The 16,547-nt window shown below is 66.2% G+C and carries 18 protein-coding genes; 10 read left to right on the forward strand and 8 right to left on the reverse strand.

From position 1 onward, the window contains the following. The first annotated feature begins 63 nt into the window (after positions 1-63). Positions 64-1,092, forward strand: coding sequence for a DNA-binding protein (locus WT26_RS27170; RefSeq protein ID WP_069274373.1), 1,029 nt, complete (start codon positions 64-66; stop codon positions 1,090-1,092). 8 nt (positions 1,093-1,100) lie between these two features. On the opposite strand, the gene WT26_RS27175 is transcribed toward WT26_RS27170, so the two are convergent. The 8 genes from WT26_RS27175 to WT26_RS27210 all read right to left on the reverse strand — a co-directional run bounded on the left by WT26_RS27175 (position 1,101) and on the right by WT26_RS27210 (position 8,270). Next, positions 1,101-2,351 carry an MFS transporter gene (locus WT26_RS27175; protein ID WP_069274374.1) on the reverse strand — a complete coding sequence of 417 codons (1,251 nt, stop codon included), beginning with the start codon at positions 2,349-2,351 and terminating at the stop codon, positions 1,101-1,103. Positions 2,352-2,479: 128 nt separating this feature from the next. Beyond that, positions 2,480-3,907, reverse strand: a complete 1,428-nt coding sequence (locus WT26_RS27180; RefSeq protein ID WP_069274375.1) for an MFS transporter — start codon at positions 3,905-3,907, stop codon at positions 2,480-2,482. Positions 3,908-3,953: 46 nt separating this feature from the next. After that, positions 3,954-4,397 carry a type II 3-dehydroquinate dehydratase gene (gene aroQ / locus WT26_RS27185; RefSeq protein WP_069274376.1) on the reverse strand — a complete coding sequence of 148 codons (444 nt, stop codon included), beginning with the start codon at positions 4,395-4,397 and terminating at the stop codon, positions 3,954-3,956. A 19-nt stretch (positions 4,398-4,416) separates the two neighbouring features. Then, a complete protein-coding gene (gene aroE, locus WT26_RS27190) occupies positions 4,417-5,250 on the reverse strand; it encodes a shikimate dehydrogenase (protein ID WP_059666805.1) in 834 nt (277 codons plus the stop codon). After that, entirely contained in the window at positions 5,250-6,470 is a 1,221-nt protein-coding gene (locus tag WT26_RS27195) for a CaiB/BaiF CoA transferase family protein (protein ID WP_069274377.1), read from the reverse strand. Before WT26_RS27195 ends, aroE begins: the two co-directional genes overlap by 1 nt. Next, on the reverse strand, positions 6,470-6,928 hold the full coding sequence (locus tag WT26_RS27200; RefSeq protein WP_059524040.1) for a MaoC family dehydratase: 459 nt from the start codon (positions 6,926-6,928) through the stop codon (positions 6,470-6,472). Before WT26_RS27200 ends, WT26_RS27195 begins: the two co-directional genes overlap by 1 nt. Before the next feature lie 2 nt (positions 6,929-6,930). Continuing rightward, the gene (locus tag WT26_RS27205; RefSeq protein WP_059727428.1) at positions 6,931-7,323 is read right to left on the reverse strand and encodes a VOC family protein; all 393 of its coding nucleotides are present in this window, start codon (positions 7,321-7,323) and stop codon (positions 6,931-6,933) included. Continuing rightward, on the reverse strand, positions 7,320-8,270 hold the full coding sequence (locus tag WT26_RS27210; protein ID WP_059727429.1) for a ketopantoate reductase family protein: 951 nt from the start codon (positions 8,268-8,270) through the stop codon (positions 7,320-7,322). The genes WT26_RS27205 and WT26_RS27210 overlap by 4 nt, the downstream gene beginning before the upstream one ends. Before the next feature lie 81 nt (positions 8,271-8,351). Here WT26_RS27210 and WT26_RS27215 point away from each other — a divergent pair, with 81 nt between their 5' ends. The 9 genes from WT26_RS27215 to WT26_RS27255 all read left to right on the forward strand — a co-directional run bounded on the left by WT26_RS27215 (position 8,352) and on the right by WT26_RS27255 (position 16,515). Continuing rightward, a complete protein-coding gene (locus tag WT26_RS27215) occupies positions 8,352-9,272 on the forward strand; it encodes a LysR family transcriptional regulator (RefSeq protein ID WP_069274378.1) in 921 nt (306 codons plus the stop codon). 227 nt (positions 9,273-9,499) lie between these two features. After that, positions 9,500-10,180 (forward strand): hypothetical protein, encoded by a 681-nt coding sequence (locus tag WT26_RS27220; RefSeq protein WP_059640343.1) that lies wholly within the window; start codon positions 9,500-9,502, stop codon positions 10,178-10,180. 31 nt (positions 10,181-10,211) lie between these two features. Beyond that, entirely contained in the window at positions 10,212-10,709 is a 498-nt protein-coding gene (locus WT26_RS27225) for an Lrp/AsnC family transcriptional regulator (protein WP_042587934.1), read from the forward strand. A gap of 151 nt (positions 10,710-10,860) precedes the next feature. Beyond that, entirely contained in the window at positions 10,861-11,940 is a 1,080-nt protein-coding gene (locus tag WT26_RS27230) for a homoserine dehydrogenase (RefSeq protein ID WP_059954905.1), read from the forward strand. Next, a complete protein-coding gene (locus WT26_RS27235; protein ID WP_069274379.1) occupies positions 11,937-13,367 on the forward strand; it encodes an aldehyde dehydrogenase family protein in 1,431 nt (476 codons plus the stop codon). The genes WT26_RS27230 and WT26_RS27235 overlap by 4 nt, the downstream gene beginning before the upstream one ends. Positions 13,368-13,447: 80 nt before the next feature. Beyond that, positions 13,448-14,245, forward strand: coding sequence for an ABC transporter ATP-binding protein (locus WT26_RS27240; RefSeq protein WP_059714304.1), 798 nt, complete (start codon positions 13,448-13,450; stop codon positions 14,243-14,245). Between the two features lie 31 nt (positions 14,246-14,276). After that, positions 14,277-15,056: a transporter substrate-binding domain-containing protein gene (locus tag WT26_RS27245; RefSeq protein ID WP_045564997.1), complete on the forward strand. Its 780-nt coding sequence runs from the start codon at positions 14,277-14,279 to the stop codon at positions 15,054-15,056. A 72-nt stretch (positions 15,057-15,128) separates the two neighbouring features. Then, positions 15,129-15,806, forward strand: a complete 678-nt coding sequence (locus WT26_RS27250; protein WP_059884897.1) for an ABC transporter permease — start codon at positions 15,129-15,131, stop codon at positions 15,804-15,806. Positions 15,807-15,819: 13 nt separating this feature from the next. After that, entirely contained in the window at positions 15,820-16,515 is a 696-nt protein-coding gene (locus tag WT26_RS27255) for an ABC transporter permease (protein ID WP_080485746.1), read from the forward strand. Positions 16,516-16,547: the final 32 nt, after the last annotated feature.

Consider the following 16,547-nt stretch of genomic DNA (forward strand, 5'->3'; position numbering starts at 1 on the left):
GTTTGGTTGGATATTTAACGGTTTACGTTATATTATTAACGAAATCTCTCGCAAATTCCGACCATGTCCGACCTCGCCGCCGACGAATCCCGCCTGACCGCCGAAATCGAGCGGCTCAAGGCCGACTTCCCGAAAACCCGCGACCTGTATCGCGAAGCCTGCGCGCTGCTGTTCTTCCGCTTCGGCATCACGCCCACCGCGAACCGCCTGTACCAGCTCGTTCGCAAGGGCAGCATGAGCACGCCGACGGCCGTGCTCGGCGAGTTCTGGGCCGAGTTGCGGGAAAAGAGCCGCGTCCGCATCGAGCATCCCGACCTGCCGGCCGATCTGCAGGCGGCCGCCGGCGAACTGGTCGCGGCGTTGTGGAGCCGATCGACGGCCGCGGCCACGACGTCGCTCGATGCGTTGCGCGCCGAGGTGGAGGCGGAGCGGGCCGCGGCGAAGAACGAGGTCGTCGCGTTGCAGGCCGAACTCGTGCGCACCGAGACGGCGCTCGAGCAACGCACGGCCGCGCTGCTGGCCGCGCAGGTGCGCATTCAGGAGCTCGAGCAAGCCCGTGCGGCCGACAGCGCATCGCAGCGCGCGCTCATGGCCGAGATCGAGCGCCTGACGGCCGACAACGCGGAAGGCGACCGTGCGCTCGCGCAGGCCCGCGCGGATTTCACCACCCAGCTCGACCGGCTGCGCGACGACGCCGGCCGGGCCGAGGAACGCTTGCGTGCGTCGGAGAGGCGGGCGCTCCAGGAGATCGACCGCGAGCGTGTGACGGCCGCGCGGCTGCACAAGGAGCTCGACGCGCTGTCCGCGCGCGCCGAGCAGCGCGACGTCCAGTATCGGAAGGACGTGGCCGCGCTGCAGGCGCAACTGGGCGACGCGCTGCATCGATGCGGCGTGCTTCAGGGGCAGCTCGACGCTGCGCAGGCGACCGATGCGGTATATGGGAACGAACTCGATACGCTGAGGCGGGAGATCGGGGCGCTGGCGATGGCGAGCCGCACGCCGCCGGGGCGTGCCGCCAGGAAAACGCCCGCTGCGGCCGAGGGCGAGCGCAAGCCGCGTGCGAGGAAGCGCGTCGACGCAGCGTCGAGCTGACGGCGTGGCTACCGTCGTTTCAATGCGCGCGCCGGCGCGGCCGCACGTGCCGGAACCGTTGCAGCGACCGAAGTCGCGTGGATGACTTTTGGCAGCCACGCATACGCAATCGTTACCAGCGTCACGCCGACGACGAGCATCGGCACCACCATCGGCCACGCGCCCGACTGATGACGCGGATCGGCGAATCCCGCTGCCGTCTGTCCCACGCTGAACGCGAAGAACATCATGATGAAGCCGGACCAGGAGACGGCGCGGCCCGCAAGGTGAGGCAGGCCGCTGACTGCCCCTGCCTGCCCGCACGGCTGATGGATTCCGTGCCCGAGGCAGTACACGCCATGCCCGGCGAGCAGCGGCCAGATGCTGCCGGGAAGCAGCGCGCACCCCAATGCCTGGATCACCGCGCCGCAGAGGCTCAGCGTTGCGCCTTGTCGCACCGTTCGCAACATGCTTTGACGGCGCAGCAGCACGCGGCAGCCGAACGTGCTCAGGACATAGACGAGCGTACCGCCCGCCGGTATCCAGCCGTAACGCTGGGGCGAGATGCCGAGCTGCCCGATGTAGATTGCCGGAGACAGCAGGAGAAAGCAGAACATGCCGGTGTACGTCGACGCGGCCAACAGTGTCCACACCCTGAACGTGGCATTGCCGAGTATCTCGCGCACCTCGCGGGTCGGGGCCCGGCTCGGCGCGATTCGGGCGAAGCTTTCCTCGAAGCCGTACCAGCACATGACGAGCAACCCGAACGCATACAAGCTCATCCCCGCGAGCACCCATCGCCATCCGGCTTGCTGTGCGACATACGCACCGAGAATCGGGGCAAGGAACGCCATCATCCCCATCCCCATGAAACCGCGCGCCATCACGTACGGGCCGTCGCCCGCCGAATACCGGTCACGCACCGTCGCACGGGCGCATACCAGGATCGCGGCCATTGCCAGGCCCTGCATTGCGCGAGCGGCCACCAGCATCGCCGAGGTCGAAGCGACCGCGGCCGCGAGCGCGGTCAGCGCATAGAGCGCAAGGCCGCTCAGCAACACCGGACGGCGGCCGAATCGGTCGGAAAGACTACCCATCGGCAATTGTCCGATACCGAATATCAATGCGAAAACCGTGAGGCTGACGCTCGCGGAGCCCAGCGTTGCGGCGATTTCGGGCAGCGCCGGCAGATAACTGTCGGTCGCCACCGGCTGGGCCGCCAGCAGAAGCGGCAACATGAGCGCGAAGTTCAGGCGAGCGGGTCGCGTGGTGTCCTGCATGACGGTTTTCGACACGGTATCGGGCGTCGGGTGAGGACAGCGGCAAGGCAAGGTCGCTTTGCCGGTGCGAACGGCCGCTGTCAGCTGAAATTCCGACAGAGACGGCGCCGAGCCCGACGCCGCGGACTCTAGCCGCGCAACGATACCGGCACTTGCTTGCGCGCGATGCGATTGCGCGACATCGCTTCGGCGCGCAGCCGGTCGTATTCTGCCTTGCCGACCGGTTGAGCGCTCGCTCGCCCCAGGTCGTTCATATGGACACGATGGGTCTCGCGGGCGCTCAAGGCCGCGAGCGACGCAATCACGGTGATGCCGAACGCGATCGCACCGACGATCAGCCAGACGTGACGTGCGCCGGGCGGCGCGACCGCCGTGAAAAGCGCGGGCAGCATCGCCGTGGCCGCGGTACCGAGGTTCTGCGCGATGGCCATCGCCGAGACGCGCGTGCGGGTCGGGAAGAGTTCCGGGTAGAAGGCGGGAAATACCGCGTTGTAGCCCTGGTACACCACACCCCACATGAGCATCGACATCACGAATGCGAGCGGCACGTTCCGGATGCTGATCGCATACAGGTACGCGAACGCGAGCAGCCCGGCGGCCAGCGAGCCGACGATGATCGGCGGCCGGCGGCCGACGCGGTCGGACAGGTTGCCGACGAACGGAATCACGATCATCGCAACGATATTGCCCATCACCGTGATCCAGAGATAGACATCCTTCTGGAATCCGATTCCATAGGCAGGCTGAACCGCATAGGCCGCGCCGAAGATCGTGGCGACGACCGGAATCACGTTCATCATCGACATGCAGGCGACGCGCAACATGTCGGGAAAGTGGTGCCTGAAGGCTTCGGCCACGGGCGAGCCGGCTTGCGACCGGTTGCGTACCGCTTCGTCGAAGGCCGGCGACTCGTCGACCTCGCGGCGAATGATCAGGCCCGCGACGATGACCAGCGCGCTCAGCAGGAACGGGATGCGCCAGCCCCAGCTGTCGAACTGCGCGGACGGCATGGTGTAGGCGAGCGGCAGGAACACGGCGGCGGCCAGCACCTGCCCGGCCTGCACGCCCTGCAGCGTGTAGCTGACGAAGTATCCGCGTCGGCCGAACGGCGCGTGTTCCAGGATCATCGAGCTCGCGCCGGTGATCTCGCCGGCCACGGCGAAACCCTGCAGCAGGCGAAGCGTCACCAGCAATGCCGGCGCCATCAGCCCGGCTTGCTGATAGGTCGGCAGCAGGCCGACTCCGACGGTCGAGATGCCCATCAGGAACATGCAGAAAAGCAGGACGGTTTTCCGTCCGCGCGTGTCGCCGAGATGACCCAGCACGAACGCGCCGATCGGGCGGGACACGTAGCCGACGCCGTAAGTGGCCAGCGACGCGATGATGGCCGTCGTGGGGCTGCCGTGCGGAAAGAATATCTGCGGGAAGACCAGCGCCGATGCCGTCGCGTAGATGAAGAAATCGTAGTATTCGAGCACCGAGCCGATCCAGCCGCTGACGGCGGCTTTTCTCGATTGGTGCCTGCCCCTGGGCTCGTCCCGCAAGGTCGTGGTCATCGTCGTCTCCAGATATTGATATGTGTGCCGGGCAATGCAGCCGATGCTAATCCTCGCCGAGCGCCGAGACGGCGGCCCTCAGCGCCAGCAGATAGCTCTGGACGCCGAAACCGCAAATCTGCCCGCTGACGATCTCGGCGAAAACCGAGTGATGCCGGAACGGCTCGCGTGCATGAATGTTGGACATGTGCAGTTCGACGATCGGGCACGTGAGGATCGCGAGGGCGTCGCGAATGCCGTAGCTGTAGTGCGTCCATGCGCCCGCGTTGATCAGCACCGCGTCCTGGCGTTCCTCGAAAGCGCGATGAATGCGCTCGCACATCGCGCCCTCGCTGTTGGTCTGGAACGATTCCACCTGTGCACCCAGTTCCGTCGCCAACGCTTGCAGCCGCGCATCGATCTGCGCGAGCGTGATCGTCCCGTACTGCGCCGGATCGCGCTTGCCGAACATGTTGTGATTGATGCCGTGAAGCATCAGGATCTTCTTCATGTGAATCTCCGTCGCGTGTTCAATCGAAGGGCACGGCCAGCCGATCGATCACCGAACTGGTCTCGGGGCGGATGCCGCGCCACCACGCGAACGCTTCGGCCGCCTGCTCGACCAGCATGCCGACGCCATCCGCGATCCCGTGTACGCCTGCGTTCTTCGCGAGCCGCAGAAACGGCGTCAGACGCTTGCCGTAGGCCAGTTCGTAGGCCGTGCCGGCCGGACTGAACACGCTCGGCGGGACCGGCGGCAGGTCGCCGGTCAGGCTGGCCGACGTCGCGTTGACGACCAGGTCGAAACGCCCCATCCGTGCGAGGTCCGCGTAGCCGCAGGCGACCAGCGGGCCGCGTCCGGCAACCTGCGCGGCCAGCGCGCGCGCCTTGTCGACGTCGCGATTCGCGATGACCAGTTCGGCCGGTCCCGCTTCGAGGAACGGCAACAGCGCGCCGCGTGCCGCGCCGCCGGCACCGAGCACCAATACGCGCTTGCCGGCCATCGGCAGATCGAGGTTCGCCTCGATGTCGCGCACCAGCCCGATGCCGTCGAAGTTGTCCGCCAGGATGCGGCCGCCGTCGAACTTGAGCGCGTTGGCCGCGCCCGCGAGCTGCGCGCGCTCGCTGCGTTCGTCCGACATCGCGAACGCGTCGAGCTTGAACGGCGCGGTGACGTTGACGCCCTTGCCGCCGCCCTCGAAAAACGCACGAACCGCGGCAGCGAAAGCGCCTGGCGGCTCGACGGGCCCCTCGATCGCCGTATAGCGGATGTCCTGCCGCGTTTCTTGCGCGAAGAGACCGTGAATCAACGGGGATTTCGTGTGCCCGATCGGATTGCCGATCACCGCGTATTGGTCGGTCATCATTGGCTCGCTTTCGAATAGAGAACGCCGTCGGCCTGCATCGCGTCGATTTCGGCCGGATCGAACCCGAGGGAACGCGCGACGTCCGCATTGTGCTGCCCGAGATCGGGTGCGACGTCGCGAATCGTCGTATCGCAATCGGAAAACCGGAACGGCAGGTTGGGCAGGCGCAGCGTCCCGTAGCGCGGATGCTGCTGCTCGACGACCATGCCTCGTGCCTGGATCTGCGGATCGTTCAACACCTCGTCGATGCGCTGCACCTTCGCGCAGGGCACGTCGATGCCGTCCAGCAGGTCCAGTACCGATGCGACGGAACGCGCGGCCACCCACGGCTCGACCACCGACAGAATCTCCGCGCGGTGCGCGTTGCGGCCGGTGCTGTCGTGAAACCGTGTGTCGGCGCCGAAGCCGGCCGGGCCGCCGTGCGTCGCGATCAGCTCGGCGAAGCGTTTCCACGCGTCGTCGACCTGCGCGGCGATCACGAGGTCGCCGTCCGCGGCGCGGAACACGCCGTAGAGCGTCGAGGTCGGCATGTCGTGCCCGGTCTGCTCGGGCAGCACGCCTTTCAGCGTGTAGCACTGCACCGCGTATTCGTGCATCGATACCAGCGTGTCGTACAACGCCATGTCGATGTGTTGCCCGCGGCCGCTCTTCACGCGCCCCAGCAGCGCGGCGTTGATCGCGGCGACCGCATGAATGCCGGTGTACATGTCGCCGAGCGAAATGCGCAGCAGCGGCGGCCGCTCGCCCGGCGTGCCGACCATCTGCATGATCCCGCTCTTCGCTTCGGCGATCAGCCCGAAGCCCGCGCGATGCGCGTCGGGGCCGGTGTGACCGTACGCCGAGATCGAGCAGTAGACGAGGCCCGGATTGCGCGCCGACAGTGCTTCGTAGCCGAGCCCGAGCTTGTCCAGCGCGCCCGGCCGATAGTTCTCGATGAACACGTCGGCCGAATCGCACAGCCGCTGCATGAACGCCTTGCCGCGCGCGTCCTTCATGTTGACGCTCACGCCGCGCTTGCCCATGTTGAGCTGCAGGAAGTAGCCGCTTTGCTGGTCGTCGAGCACGGTCGCGTGCTGGCGTCCGGCGTCGCCCGAGCCGGGGCGCTCGACCTTGATGACTTCGGCGCCGAGCGCCGCGAGACAGCGCCCGACATACGGGCCGGCAAGGAAATGGCTGTAGTCGACGACGCGAATGCCTTCGAGCGGGCGAGCCTGCATCACAGTGCCTCCGGGCGGCGCGGCACCATCAGGCGATGTTCGCCGCGTTGAACGACCTGGCCGTCCTGATTGATCAGTTCCGACGGCAGCACGACGATGCCCCAGTCCGGGCGGCTCTTGCTGGCCCGCATCGAACCGACGCGGAACGTCACGTGCAGCACGTCGCCGACCTTGATCGGCAGCAGGAAATCCCAGTTCCAGCCGAGCGACATGCCCGGCAGGAAGCGGTAGTCGCTCTGGGTCTTCAGGCCGTCGGCGATGGACAGGCCGAACAGCCCGTGCGCGACGAGGCAGCCGAAATGGCTGGCGTTCGCGTATGCCTCGTCCACGTGGACGGGCGTGTGGTCGCCGGTGAGGTCGGCATACGCGAGAATGCGTGCCTTGGTCACGAGATAAGTCGGGCTCGTGCACGTGTCGCCCTCGCGGGCGTCGTCCCAGTATTTTTCGACGATCGTCATGGTCATGCCTCCGCGCGCGGGTTGATCGCCAGCGCCTGCGCGACGCAGGAAGCCGGCCGGGCCTGGATCAGTTCGACGGCGAGCCCGTCGGGCAGGCGAAGCCAGTTGCGCCCTTGCGGCATCTCCGTCACGCCGAATCGTTGGGCCGCGGCCAGCGCGGCCTCCAGGTCTTCGCACATCACGCCGAGATGCGCGAGCCGGCCTTCCGGGCCATCGTGTTCCGGCGCGTGGATGAACTGCAGGCCGCCGAGCGTCCAGTACTGCCGCGGCGCGTCGAGCGGGCCGTCCGCTTCGCGCAGGGTCATGCCGAGCACGTCCTCGAAGAAACGGATGTGCCAGCGGATGTCCTTGACCCAGATCGCGACGTGTTCGAGGTAGGCTTTCGTGGCATTCATGCGGCGGCCTCCTGCCGTTGGCGATCGGCCATCGCGCGTTCCAGCCCCTTGATGCAGGCGACGAGCGTGGCATTCACCGGGGTCGGCACGCCGTAGCGCTGCCCCCAGCGCACGACCGAACCGTTGATGAAGTCGATCTCGGTGATCGAGCCCTTCTCCAGGCTTTGCAGCATCGACGTCCTGAAGGTCGCGGGCAGCCCCTCGGCGGCCAACGTCCAGGCCTGTTCGGGATCGGTCATCGACAGCTTCACGCCGGCCGCCTGCGCTGCCGCGATCGCCTCGGCCACGGCCGCGAGCGATGTCGCCTTCAGCAGCGGTTCCTCGTAAAGCTGCCCGTAGGTGAGCCCGGTCAGGCCCGTCAGCGCGCCGGTCGCGACATTGACCAGCAGCTTGTCCCACATCGTGCCGACGATGTTGTCGCTGATCGTCGTGGCCAGGCCGGCGGTATTGAACGCGTCGGCGATCGCCTGCACGCGCGGCGTGATGCGGCCGTCGAGTTCGCCGATGTAGGTGGTCTTGCCGATCACGCCGGATTCGATATGACCCGCGCCGCGCAGCACGCCGCCGACGTAGGTCTTGCCCGCGAGGACGCGCTCTCGGCCGACGGCGTCGATCAGGATGTCCTCGTGCCCGAGGCCGTTCTGCAGCGACAGCACGGCGGTATCCGGCCCCACCAGCGACCGGGCGCCGCGGATGGCCGCGTCGGTCTGGAACGACTTGACCAGCACCACCACCAGGTCGGCTACGCCGACATCGGCGACCCGGGTCGTCGCGTGAACGGGGACGTACCGGGTGCCACGAGCGTCGTCGACGCGCAGGCCGTTACCGCGCATCGCATCGACATGCGCGGGCGAGCGGTCGATCAGCCAGGTCTCGTGGCCGCCTTGGGTGAGGGTGGCGCCGATCGCACAGCCCAGTGCGCCCGCTCCCAGAATCGCGATTTTCAATGGTGTCTCCTTGACGTATGGCCTCACGATAGGAGTCGCCGCTCATGCCGACAATGCAATGGATACAATGACGTCATTGCCATGGACAATAACGCTGCGATGCCTGCCGACCTGCCCGACCTGAAGCTGCTTCAGCTTTTCGATCTCCTGTACGACGTGCGCAGCGTCACGCGCGTCGCCGAGCAACTGGGCCAGAGCCAGCCGACGGTCAGCATCTGGCTCGGGCACCTGCGGGAACACCTGCACGATCCGCTCTTCATCCGGACGCCCGGCGGCATGGCGCCGACGCCGCAAGCCGACGCGCTGATCGGCCCATGCCGGGAAATTCTCGAATCCCTGCGGCGCTTCACGGCGTGGGAGATCGCGTTCGATCCCGCGACGGCCCAGCGACGCTTTCGCATCTGCATGACCGACGCGAGCCACATCACGCTGCTGCCGCGGCTGCTGGCCCATGTCCGGGCGCAGGCGCCCGGCGTCCGGCTGGAAGCCGCGCGGATCGACGGCAATACGGAGCGCGCGCTCGAATCCGGCGAAGCCGACCTCGCGATCGGCTATGTGCCGTGGCTGGGCGGCGGCATTTATCAGCAGAAGCTGTACGACCAGGACTGGGTCTGCCTGGCCAACCGGCATCACCCGAGGATTCGCGGTCGCCTCGGGGCGAAGCAGTATCGTTCCGAAGGCCATGTCGCCATTACGGCGGGAACGGGCGCGCAACTCCTCGAGCAGGCGCTGCGGCAGGCGCGCATCGAGCGAGACGTCGTGCTGGAGCTGCCGGGTTTCCTGGGATTGGGTGCGATCGTCCAGACGACCGACCTGATCACGACGCTCCCCCGTCATATCGGCCAGACACTGGCTCAGGCGAGCGACCTGGCGGTTCATGCGTGCCCGATCCCGGTCGAAGGCTTCGCGGTCCGGCAGCATTGGCATGCGCGCTATCACCATGAGGCCGGCAATCGATGGCTGCGTGGTGTCGTGATTCGATTGTTCGGTGCTTCGCATTGACCTGCGGCTTCGGCGTTCGCGATAGACGCCGGACCGGCCGGCGTCTGATTGGATGCGAAACGTCCGGAGAGTAGTGTTTTTCGACGTTTTTCGTCGATTTTCCATGCGGTTGAGATTTTTTTGGTCGCATCGAGACGATATGATTTCTCCAGCCCCAACATCGTCAGCCAATCCACGAAGCGCGCCAGCATCGCTGCGACGCGGCCCCGCAAGCACGAGCGCGTTGTATGCCGGACACGCCAATCGTCATCGTTGAACACGCCCGCAGGCGAACCGCTCAAGTCCGGGCCGGCGACGTCCCCGCCGCCTTGCAGGATGGGCCCAAGTGGGTGTGCCGGATCGTCCCGGATCACGCGCAGAGGTCCTGCGAAGGGCACCGATCCGCTGCAAGCGCGGCTGGAATGCTCGGTCGATTGAAGCCTGCGAACGTCGTGTTGACGGACCCTGTCGCGAGCGCCGGCGGTTGGCTGGCGCGTTCTTCGACCGACGGGACCGGTCGGTGTCGAGCCTATGCGCATCTCGGCGCGGACCGGATACTCGAGATGGTCGGAATGCCGGGCGTCGGCCCGTGGCTGGACGAGCACGACACCTGGTGGCCCGGCGCGTACGAACTGCCGCTGCTCGAGCAGTTGTCCGCGAACGCGTCGCCTCTGCGCGACCTGCTTGGTGCGACTGCACCCGCTCATCTGTTGATGAGCCTGACAGAAGTCGACGGCACTGCACTCGTGACCGAATCGGACGATGGCATCGAGCGACCGTTCCGTATTCCCGCAGGTGTGGATACGATCCATTTCGCACCCGTATGCATCCGCGGGCCAGTGGCGCAGTGGCGCGAAACGCTCGTCACCGCGTTCGACCGCGTCCGGCATCTGGTCGGGCTCAGATCGGTCCGACCTTTCTATCTTTGACGCAAGCACCCGTTCTCCGGCAGGCCACGCCATGACCGACGCACTCGACACCTTCGACCGCAAGATCCTGACTATCGTCCAACGCGATTGCACCGCGACTGCGGATGCCATTGCCGAACGGATCGGTCTGTCCACGTCGGCCGTGCAGAAGCGGCTGAAGCGCATGCGCACCGAAAAGATCATTTCTGCGGAAATCGCGGTGGTCGATCGCGCGGCGGTCGGCCGACCCATGACATTCATCGCCGCGATCGAGATCGAACGCGAAAACTACGAGACGGTCGCCAGGTTCCGCGAGTGGTCGAAGGCGCATGACGAAATCCAGCAGATCTACTACGTGACCGGCTCCGTCGACCTGATCGCGATCATCACCGCACCCGACGTCGAGGCGTACGACCGGCTGTCCGCGCGGATCATGCAGAGCAATCCGATGATCCGGCGGATCAACACGAATGTCGTGCTGAGCGCGGTCAAGGTCGGGATGTTCGTGCCGGTCGACAAGGACAGCGACGACGATCCGTCTGCCGCCTGACGCGGGCGGTTCGCGCGGCGACGGTCGATCCGCCCGTCCCGCGTGACAAACCGCAACGGGTGAGCACCTGAATTGGTCAAAAAGTCTAATTTGATGATCGATTCGCATAACTAATCTATGTCCTGTAGTCAATGAACAGGAGATGATCGAGATGGAACTCAAACTGGCACTGGTCGGTTTCGGCGGAGTCAATCAGGGACTGGTCGAACTGCTCAAGAAGAAACGCGCGATGCTGTGTGCGACGGGACTCGACGTGTCGGTGACGATGGTCGCCGACCTGCGGCTCGGGATCGCGACGAATCCCCGCGGCATCGCGCTGGACGTCCTCGACGAAACCGCTCGGCGGGGCGTCGACGCCGAGGCACTGCGCCGCGATCCCGGCACGCTGGTGTCGCCGGATGTCAGTCTCGGTGCCGTGCTGAAGGCTATTGCATCGGAACACGTGGATGTCGTCATCGAGGCGACCTTCACTGACCCGAACACCGGTGAGCCGGCGCTGTCGCATTGCCGTACCGCGCTCGAATGCGGCAAGCACGTGATCACGACCAACAAGGGGCCGATCGCGCTCGCACAGCCGGCACTGGCGCGGATCGCCGCGCAATCGGGTGCTTGCGTGATGTACGAGGGCACGGTGATGAGCGGCACGCCGGTGCTGCGGCAGCTCGCGACGGCGCTGCGCGGCTGCGACATCAACGGCTTCGCCGGCATCCTGAACGGCACGTCGAATTTCGTGCTCGGTGAGGTCGAGGCCGGCGCGAGCTTCGATGCGGCGATCCGGGATGCGCAGCAGCGCGGCTATGCGGAGGCGAACCCGGCGGCCGACGTCAACGGTTCGGACGTACAGCTGAAGGTCGTCATTCTGGCGAACGCGCTGTGGAATGCCGGCCTCAAGCGTGGCGACGTGAGGTGCCGCGGCATCGTCGAGCTGACCGAGCACGACGTGCGCGCAGCGGCGGCGGAGCGCATGTCCTGGCGGTTGATCGGATCGGCCATCCGCCATCCGGACGGCACCGTCACCGCGAGCGTCGAACCGCGCAAGCTGCCGGCCGGCCATCCGTTGCTTGCCGCGAGCGGCGTGACGAACGCGATCACGTTCGACACCGACGTGCTCGGCGGGGTGACGATCAGCGGGCCCGGTGCGGGGCGCGAGGAAACGGCGTTTGCGATCCTCTCCGACCTGATCGAGCTGGCGGACAGGATTGGCGCAGCCTCGCACGAGGTGGCCGCATGAGCGCGCGCGATGCGGTGATGACCGACTGCACGGGAGCCGGCGTAGCCGATGTTCGGTCGCCGTATGACGGCTCGATCGTCGGCCAGGTTCGCCTGTCGCGTGCCGATGCGGCGCCGGTCCTCGTCGAGCGCGCGCTTGAAGGCGCGCGTGCAGCCGCGTCCATGCCACGCAGCCGCCGGGCCGACATCCTGTTTCGCGCAGCCGTGAGCGTGGAGGCGCAAGCGGAGAAATTTGCACGCACGATCGCGCTCGAAGCGGGCAAGCCGCTGCGGCAGGCCCGCAAGGAAGTCGCGCGCTGCGTGAACACGCTGCGCCTGTCAGGCGAGGAAGCGAAACGACTCACCGGCGAGACGATCCCGTTCGACGGGTATCCGGGCTCCGAGGATCGCAGCGGCTACTACACACTGGAGCCGCTGGGAGTGATTCTCGCGATCACGCCGTACAACGATCCACTGAACCTGGTCGCGCACAAGCTCGGCCCGGCGATCGCAACCGGCAATGCGGTCATCCTGAAGCCCTCGTTGCTCGCGCCGCTGTCCGCACAGGCGCTCGTCGAGGTCATGTGGGAAGCCGGTGCGCCGCGCGACGCGCTGCAGATCGTGCATGGCGGCGCGGATATCGCGTCCGCTCTGGTGCGCGACCGGCGGATCCGGATGGTGACCTTTACCGGCGGCCCGCAGACCGGCGAAGCCATCACGCGCGATGCGGGACTCAAGAAGGTCGCGATGGACCTGGGCGGAAATGCGCCGGTGATCGTCATGGCCGACTGCGACCTGAAGGATGCCGCCGAATCCTGCGTGTCGGGCGCGTACTGGGCGGCCGGTCAGAACTGCATCGGCACGCAGCGGATCTTCGTCGCCGAGGCCGCGTACGAGCCGTTCGTCCGGTATTTCGTCGAACTGACCGGCAGGATGGTCGTCGGCGATCCACTGGACAATGCGACCGACATGGGGCCGATGATCGGCGAGGAGCAGGCGATCCGTATCGAACGCTGGGTCGACGCAGCAGTCTCGGGCGGTGCGACCGTGCTGAGCGGCCATCGGCGGCGCGGGGCGCTGTATGAACCGACGGTGCTCGCGGATGTGCCGCACGACGCGCGTGTATGGACCGATGAGGTATTTGCGCCGGTCGTGACGATCGAGAAATTCACCGACCTGCAGCAGGCGCTCGACGCGGCCAACGCGTCAGAGAGCTGCCTGCATGCAGGCGTGTTCACCAGCCGCCTGGAGGTGGCGCTCGGCGCGGCCGAGCGCCTGCAGGCGGGCGGCGTGATGATCAACGATTCGTCTGATTACCGCTTCGACGGCATGCCGTTCGGTGGATTCAAGCATGGGTCGCTGGGCCGCGAAGGCGTTCGGTTCGCGATGACGGAAATGACGCAGCCGAAGGTGGTCTGCTTCAGGCGCAACCGGCGGCTGTCGAGCTGATGCGCAAGCGCCGGCGCCTGGCGCGCCGGCGCGGCGCGAACCGGAGCAGTGTGAGCAACGTATCGAGGAAGGAGTCGAGGATGCCAGCAGCAATTCCTGCATGCAAGCCGGCGGCGGACGCGCTGGTGGTCGAGGATATTCACAAGTCGTTCGGCGGTGTCGAGGTGCTGAAGGGCATCTCGCTGACCGCGAAGAATCACGAGGTCGTGTCGATCCTCGGCAGCAGCGGGTCGGGCAAAAGTACGTTCCTCAGGTGCATCAACTTGCTGGAAATGCCCGACCGTGGCCGGATCTGCGTGGCCGGCGAAACGCTCGCGCTGAAGCGGGCAAGCCGCGACGGCGCGCTCGTCGCGGCCGATGCGCAGCAGGTGATGCGCGTGCGCCGCAAGCTCGCGATGGTGTTCCAGCAGTTCAATCTCTGGGCCCACATGACCGTGCTGCAGAACGTGATGTTCGTGCCGGTGCGCGTGCTCGGCGTGCCGAAGCGCGACGCACGCGACAAGGCGATCGCGATGCTCGAACGGGTCGGCCTCGCCGGCAAGTGCGATCACTATCCGAACCAGCTTTCGGGCGGCCAGCAGCAGCGCGTCGCGATTGCACGGGCGCTCGCGACCGATCCCGACGTGATGCTGTTCGACGAGCCGACGTCGGCGCTCGATCCCGAGCTCGTCGGCGAAGTGTTGAAAGTGATGCGCTCGCTGGCCGATGAGGGACGCACGATGCTCGTCGTCACGCACGAGATGGGATTTGCGCGCGAAGTCGCGAACCGCGTCGTGTTCGTCCATCAGGGACGAATCGAGGAAGACGGCAGTCCCGATGAGGTGTTCGCGAGCCAGAAATCGCCGCGTTTCCAGAAGTTTCTGTCCAGCATCATCTGATGCGGATTCAATGCCAACCGGAGGGGAAACCATGAAGAAGCTGCTTCAGTCGCTGTGCGTGGGCGCGGCACTGCTCGGATCGGGCGCGCATGCCGAGCAGGTCGTGCGGATCGGCACGCTCGCCGATTACGCGCCGTTCGAATACAAGGATGCGTCCGGCAAGCTGCAGGGCATGGAGATCGACATCGGCAAGAGGATGTGCGACACGATGAAGGTCAAGTGTCAGTGGGTGACGATGGATTTCGACGCGCTGATTCCGGCGCTCAAGGCGAAGCAGATCGATGCGGTACTCGCGCAAATGTCGAAGACGCCGGAGCGTGAGCAGTCGGTGGACTTCACGCGCATTTTCACGACGGCGCCCGTGCAGCTCGTCGCGAAGCAGGGCTCGGGTATCACGGATAACGCCGCCGCGCTGCGTGGCAAGACGATCGGCGTTCAGACGGCATCGACGCACGAATCCTATCTGCGCCGCCGCCTGCCGGCGAGCAAGTCGGGGATCAACGTGAAGGTCTATCAGACGCTCGACGAGGCGTGGCTCGATCTCGAGGCGGGGCGTGTCGACGCGGTGATTGCCGACAACACGGTCGCGTACGACTGGCTGACGAAGGCCGGCAGGAAGGAAGGCTTCGACTTCGTCGGCAAGCCGATCGCCGATGCGGAGATCTTCGGCGACGGTACGGCGATCGCAGTACGCAAGGGCGACGCGCCGCTGAAGGCGCTGTTCGACAAGGGCATCGCGCAGGTGCAGGCGGACGGCACATTCGCCGCCGCCAACAAGCGCTATTTCCCGTTCAGCATCGCGCCGCAATAACCGCGCATCGGGACCGCGCGGTCGCCGGACGGCGACCTGCGCGATCCGGGCCTCACACGGAGCGATATCACGATGGACATCTTGGTGAACTACGGCGCGCAGATCGCGGCCGGCGCGCTCGTCACGCTGGAGCTTGCAGTCGCCGCGCTGTGCGTCGGCATGCTGCTCGGCATCGCCGGGGCATCGGCAAAATTGTCGAGCATGGGCTGGCTCAGACATGCGACGTATGCGCTGACCAATTTCCTGCGCGGCATTCCCGAGTTCCTGATCCTGCTGATCTGCTACTTCGGGCTGTCGCATCTGCTCAACGCGCAATTCGATGGCGCCTTTGTCATCAGCCCGTTCTCCGCCGGCGTGATCGCGCTCGCCGTGGTGTTCGGCGCCTACTCGTCGGAGATGTTCCGCGGCGCGTTCATCGCGGTGCCGGCCGGACAGATCGAGGCCGCGCGCGCGTACGGGATGACACGCCTGCAGACACTGTGGTGCGTGCGTCTGCCGCAGGCGTGGCGCATCTGCCTGCCGAGCCTGAACAACATGTGGCAGAACTTGCTGAAGGACACGTCTCTGGTATCCATCGTCGGGCTCGAGGACATGTTGCGCAAGGCCAACATCGCCGCGCAGTTCACCAAGCAGCCATTCGTCTTCTACGTGACGGTCGGGATCGTCTATTTCGGCTTTCTCGCCGCATCAAACCCCGTGTTCGCGCGGCTCGAGCGTATCGCGGGCCGCGGTTACGCAAAACGCACCTGACGAGGGCCATGTGATGAACGACTTTCTTTCCCTCATCGTGCAGTCCGGCCCGGACGTCGCGCGCGGCATAGGGATCACGCTCGAGCTGCTGGTGCTGTCATGCACGCTCGCGTTCGCGCTCGCGGTGCCGTTGGCTGTCGCGCGTACGTCAGCGTGCCGGTGGCTGTCGACACCGAGCCGCCTGTTCATGTCGGTGTTTCGCGGCACGCCGCTGCTGGTGCAGATTTTCGTGCTGTATTACGGGCTTGCGCAGTTCTCTTTCGTGCGTGCATCGCCTCTGTGGCTGCTGGTCGGCGGATCGTTCTCGTGTGCGTTGTGCGCGCTGACGCTCAACCTCGCGGCTTACATGGCGGAAGACATCCGGGGCGGGATCGCCGGCGTCCCCGCCGGCGAGAAGGAAGCCGCGCTCGCGTTCGGGATGAGCCGCTTCATGCTCACCTGGTTCGTGATCGTCCCGCGCGCGATCGGCATTGTCGCACCGACGCTCGGCAACGAGATCGTGCTGCAGCTGAAGTCGACTGCGCTCGCCAGCACGATCACCGTGCTCGACCTGACCGGTGTCGCGCGACGCATCTCCATCGAAACCTACACGACCGACGCGCTGATACTGGCCGGCATCGTGTACGTCGGTATCACGGCTGTGCTTTCGACCGTGCTCAAACGCGTCGAAGGTCGGCTGAATCGCCATCTGGGCAGCGTGCGTGCTTGACGGGCGCCGCATGAACGCGACACAACGAACGA

The organism is Burkholderia cepacia (assembly GCF_001718835.1).
Taxonomy (GTDB): domain Bacteria; phylum Pseudomonadota; class Gammaproteobacteria; order Burkholderiales; family Burkholderiaceae; genus Burkholderia; species Burkholderia cepacia_F.

What these genes read in the sequence shown, in the direction of transcription:
- WT26_RS27195 (WP_069274377.1), bottom strand. Translation starts at nt 6,470, where the DNA reads ATGCAGGCTCGCCCGCTCGAAGGCATTCGCGTCGTCGACTACAGCCAT.
- WT26_RS27240 (WP_059714304.1), top strand. Translation starts at nt 13,448, where the DNA reads ATGCCAGCAGCAATTCCTGCATGCAAGCCGGCGGCGGACGCGCTGGTG.
- WT26_RS27180 (WP_069274375.1), bottom strand. Translation starts at nt 3,907, where the DNA reads ATGACCACGACCTTGCGGGACGAGCCCAGGGGCAGGCACCAATCGAGA.
- aroE (WP_059666805.1), bottom strand. Translation starts at nt 5,250, where the DNA reads ATGACCGACCAATACGCGGTGATCGGCAATCCGATCGGGCACACGAAA.
- WT26_RS27175 (WP_069274374.1), bottom strand. Translation starts at nt 2,351, where the DNA reads ATGCAGGACACCACGCGACCCGCTCGCCTGAACTTCGCGCTCATGTTG.
- WT26_RS27200 (WP_059524040.1), bottom strand. Translation starts at nt 6,928, where the DNA reads ATGACGATCGTCGAAAAATACTGGGACGACGCCCGCGAGGGCGACACG.
- WT26_RS27215 (WP_069274378.1), top strand. Translation starts at nt 8,352, where the DNA reads ATGGACAATAACGCTGCGATGCCTGCCGACCTGCCCGACCTGAAGCTG.
- WT26_RS27235 (WP_069274379.1), top strand. Translation starts at nt 11,937, where the DNA reads ATGAGCGCGCGCGATGCGGTGATGACCGACTGCACGGGAGCCGGCGTA.
- WT26_RS27220 (WP_059640343.1), top strand. Translation starts at nt 9,500, where the DNA reads ATGCCGGACACGCCAATCGTCATCGTTGAACACGCCCGCAGGCGAACC.
- WT26_RS27230 (WP_059954905.1), top strand. Translation starts at nt 10,861, where the DNA reads ATGGAACTCAAACTGGCACTGGTCGGTTTCGGCGGAGTCAATCAGGGA.
- WT26_RS27255 (WP_080485746.1), top strand. Translation starts at nt 15,820, where the DNA reads ATGAACGACTTTCTTTCCCTCATCGTGCAGTCCGGCCCGGACGTCGCG.
- WT26_RS27250 (WP_059884897.1), top strand. Translation starts at nt 15,129, where the DNA reads ATGGACATCTTGGTGAACTACGGCGCGCAGATCGCGGCCGGCGCGCTC.
- WT26_RS27170 (WP_069274373.1), top strand. Translation starts at nt 64, where the DNA reads ATGTCCGACCTCGCCGCCGACGAATCCCGCCTGACCGCCGAAATCGAG.
- WT26_RS27225 (WP_042587934.1), top strand. Translation starts at nt 10,212, where the DNA reads ATGACCGACGCACTCGACACCTTCGACCGCAAGATCCTGACTATCGTC.
- WT26_RS27245 (WP_045564997.1), top strand. Translation starts at nt 14,277, where the DNA reads ATGAAGAAGCTGCTTCAGTCGCTGTGCGTGGGCGCGGCACTGCTCGGA.
- aroQ (WP_069274376.1), bottom strand. Translation starts at nt 4,397, where the DNA reads ATGAAGAAGATCCTGATGCTTCACGGCATCAATCACAACATGTTCGGC.
- WT26_RS27205 (WP_059727428.1), bottom strand. Translation starts at nt 7,323, where the DNA reads ATGAATGCCACGAAAGCCTACCTCGAACACGTCGCGATCTGGGTCAAG.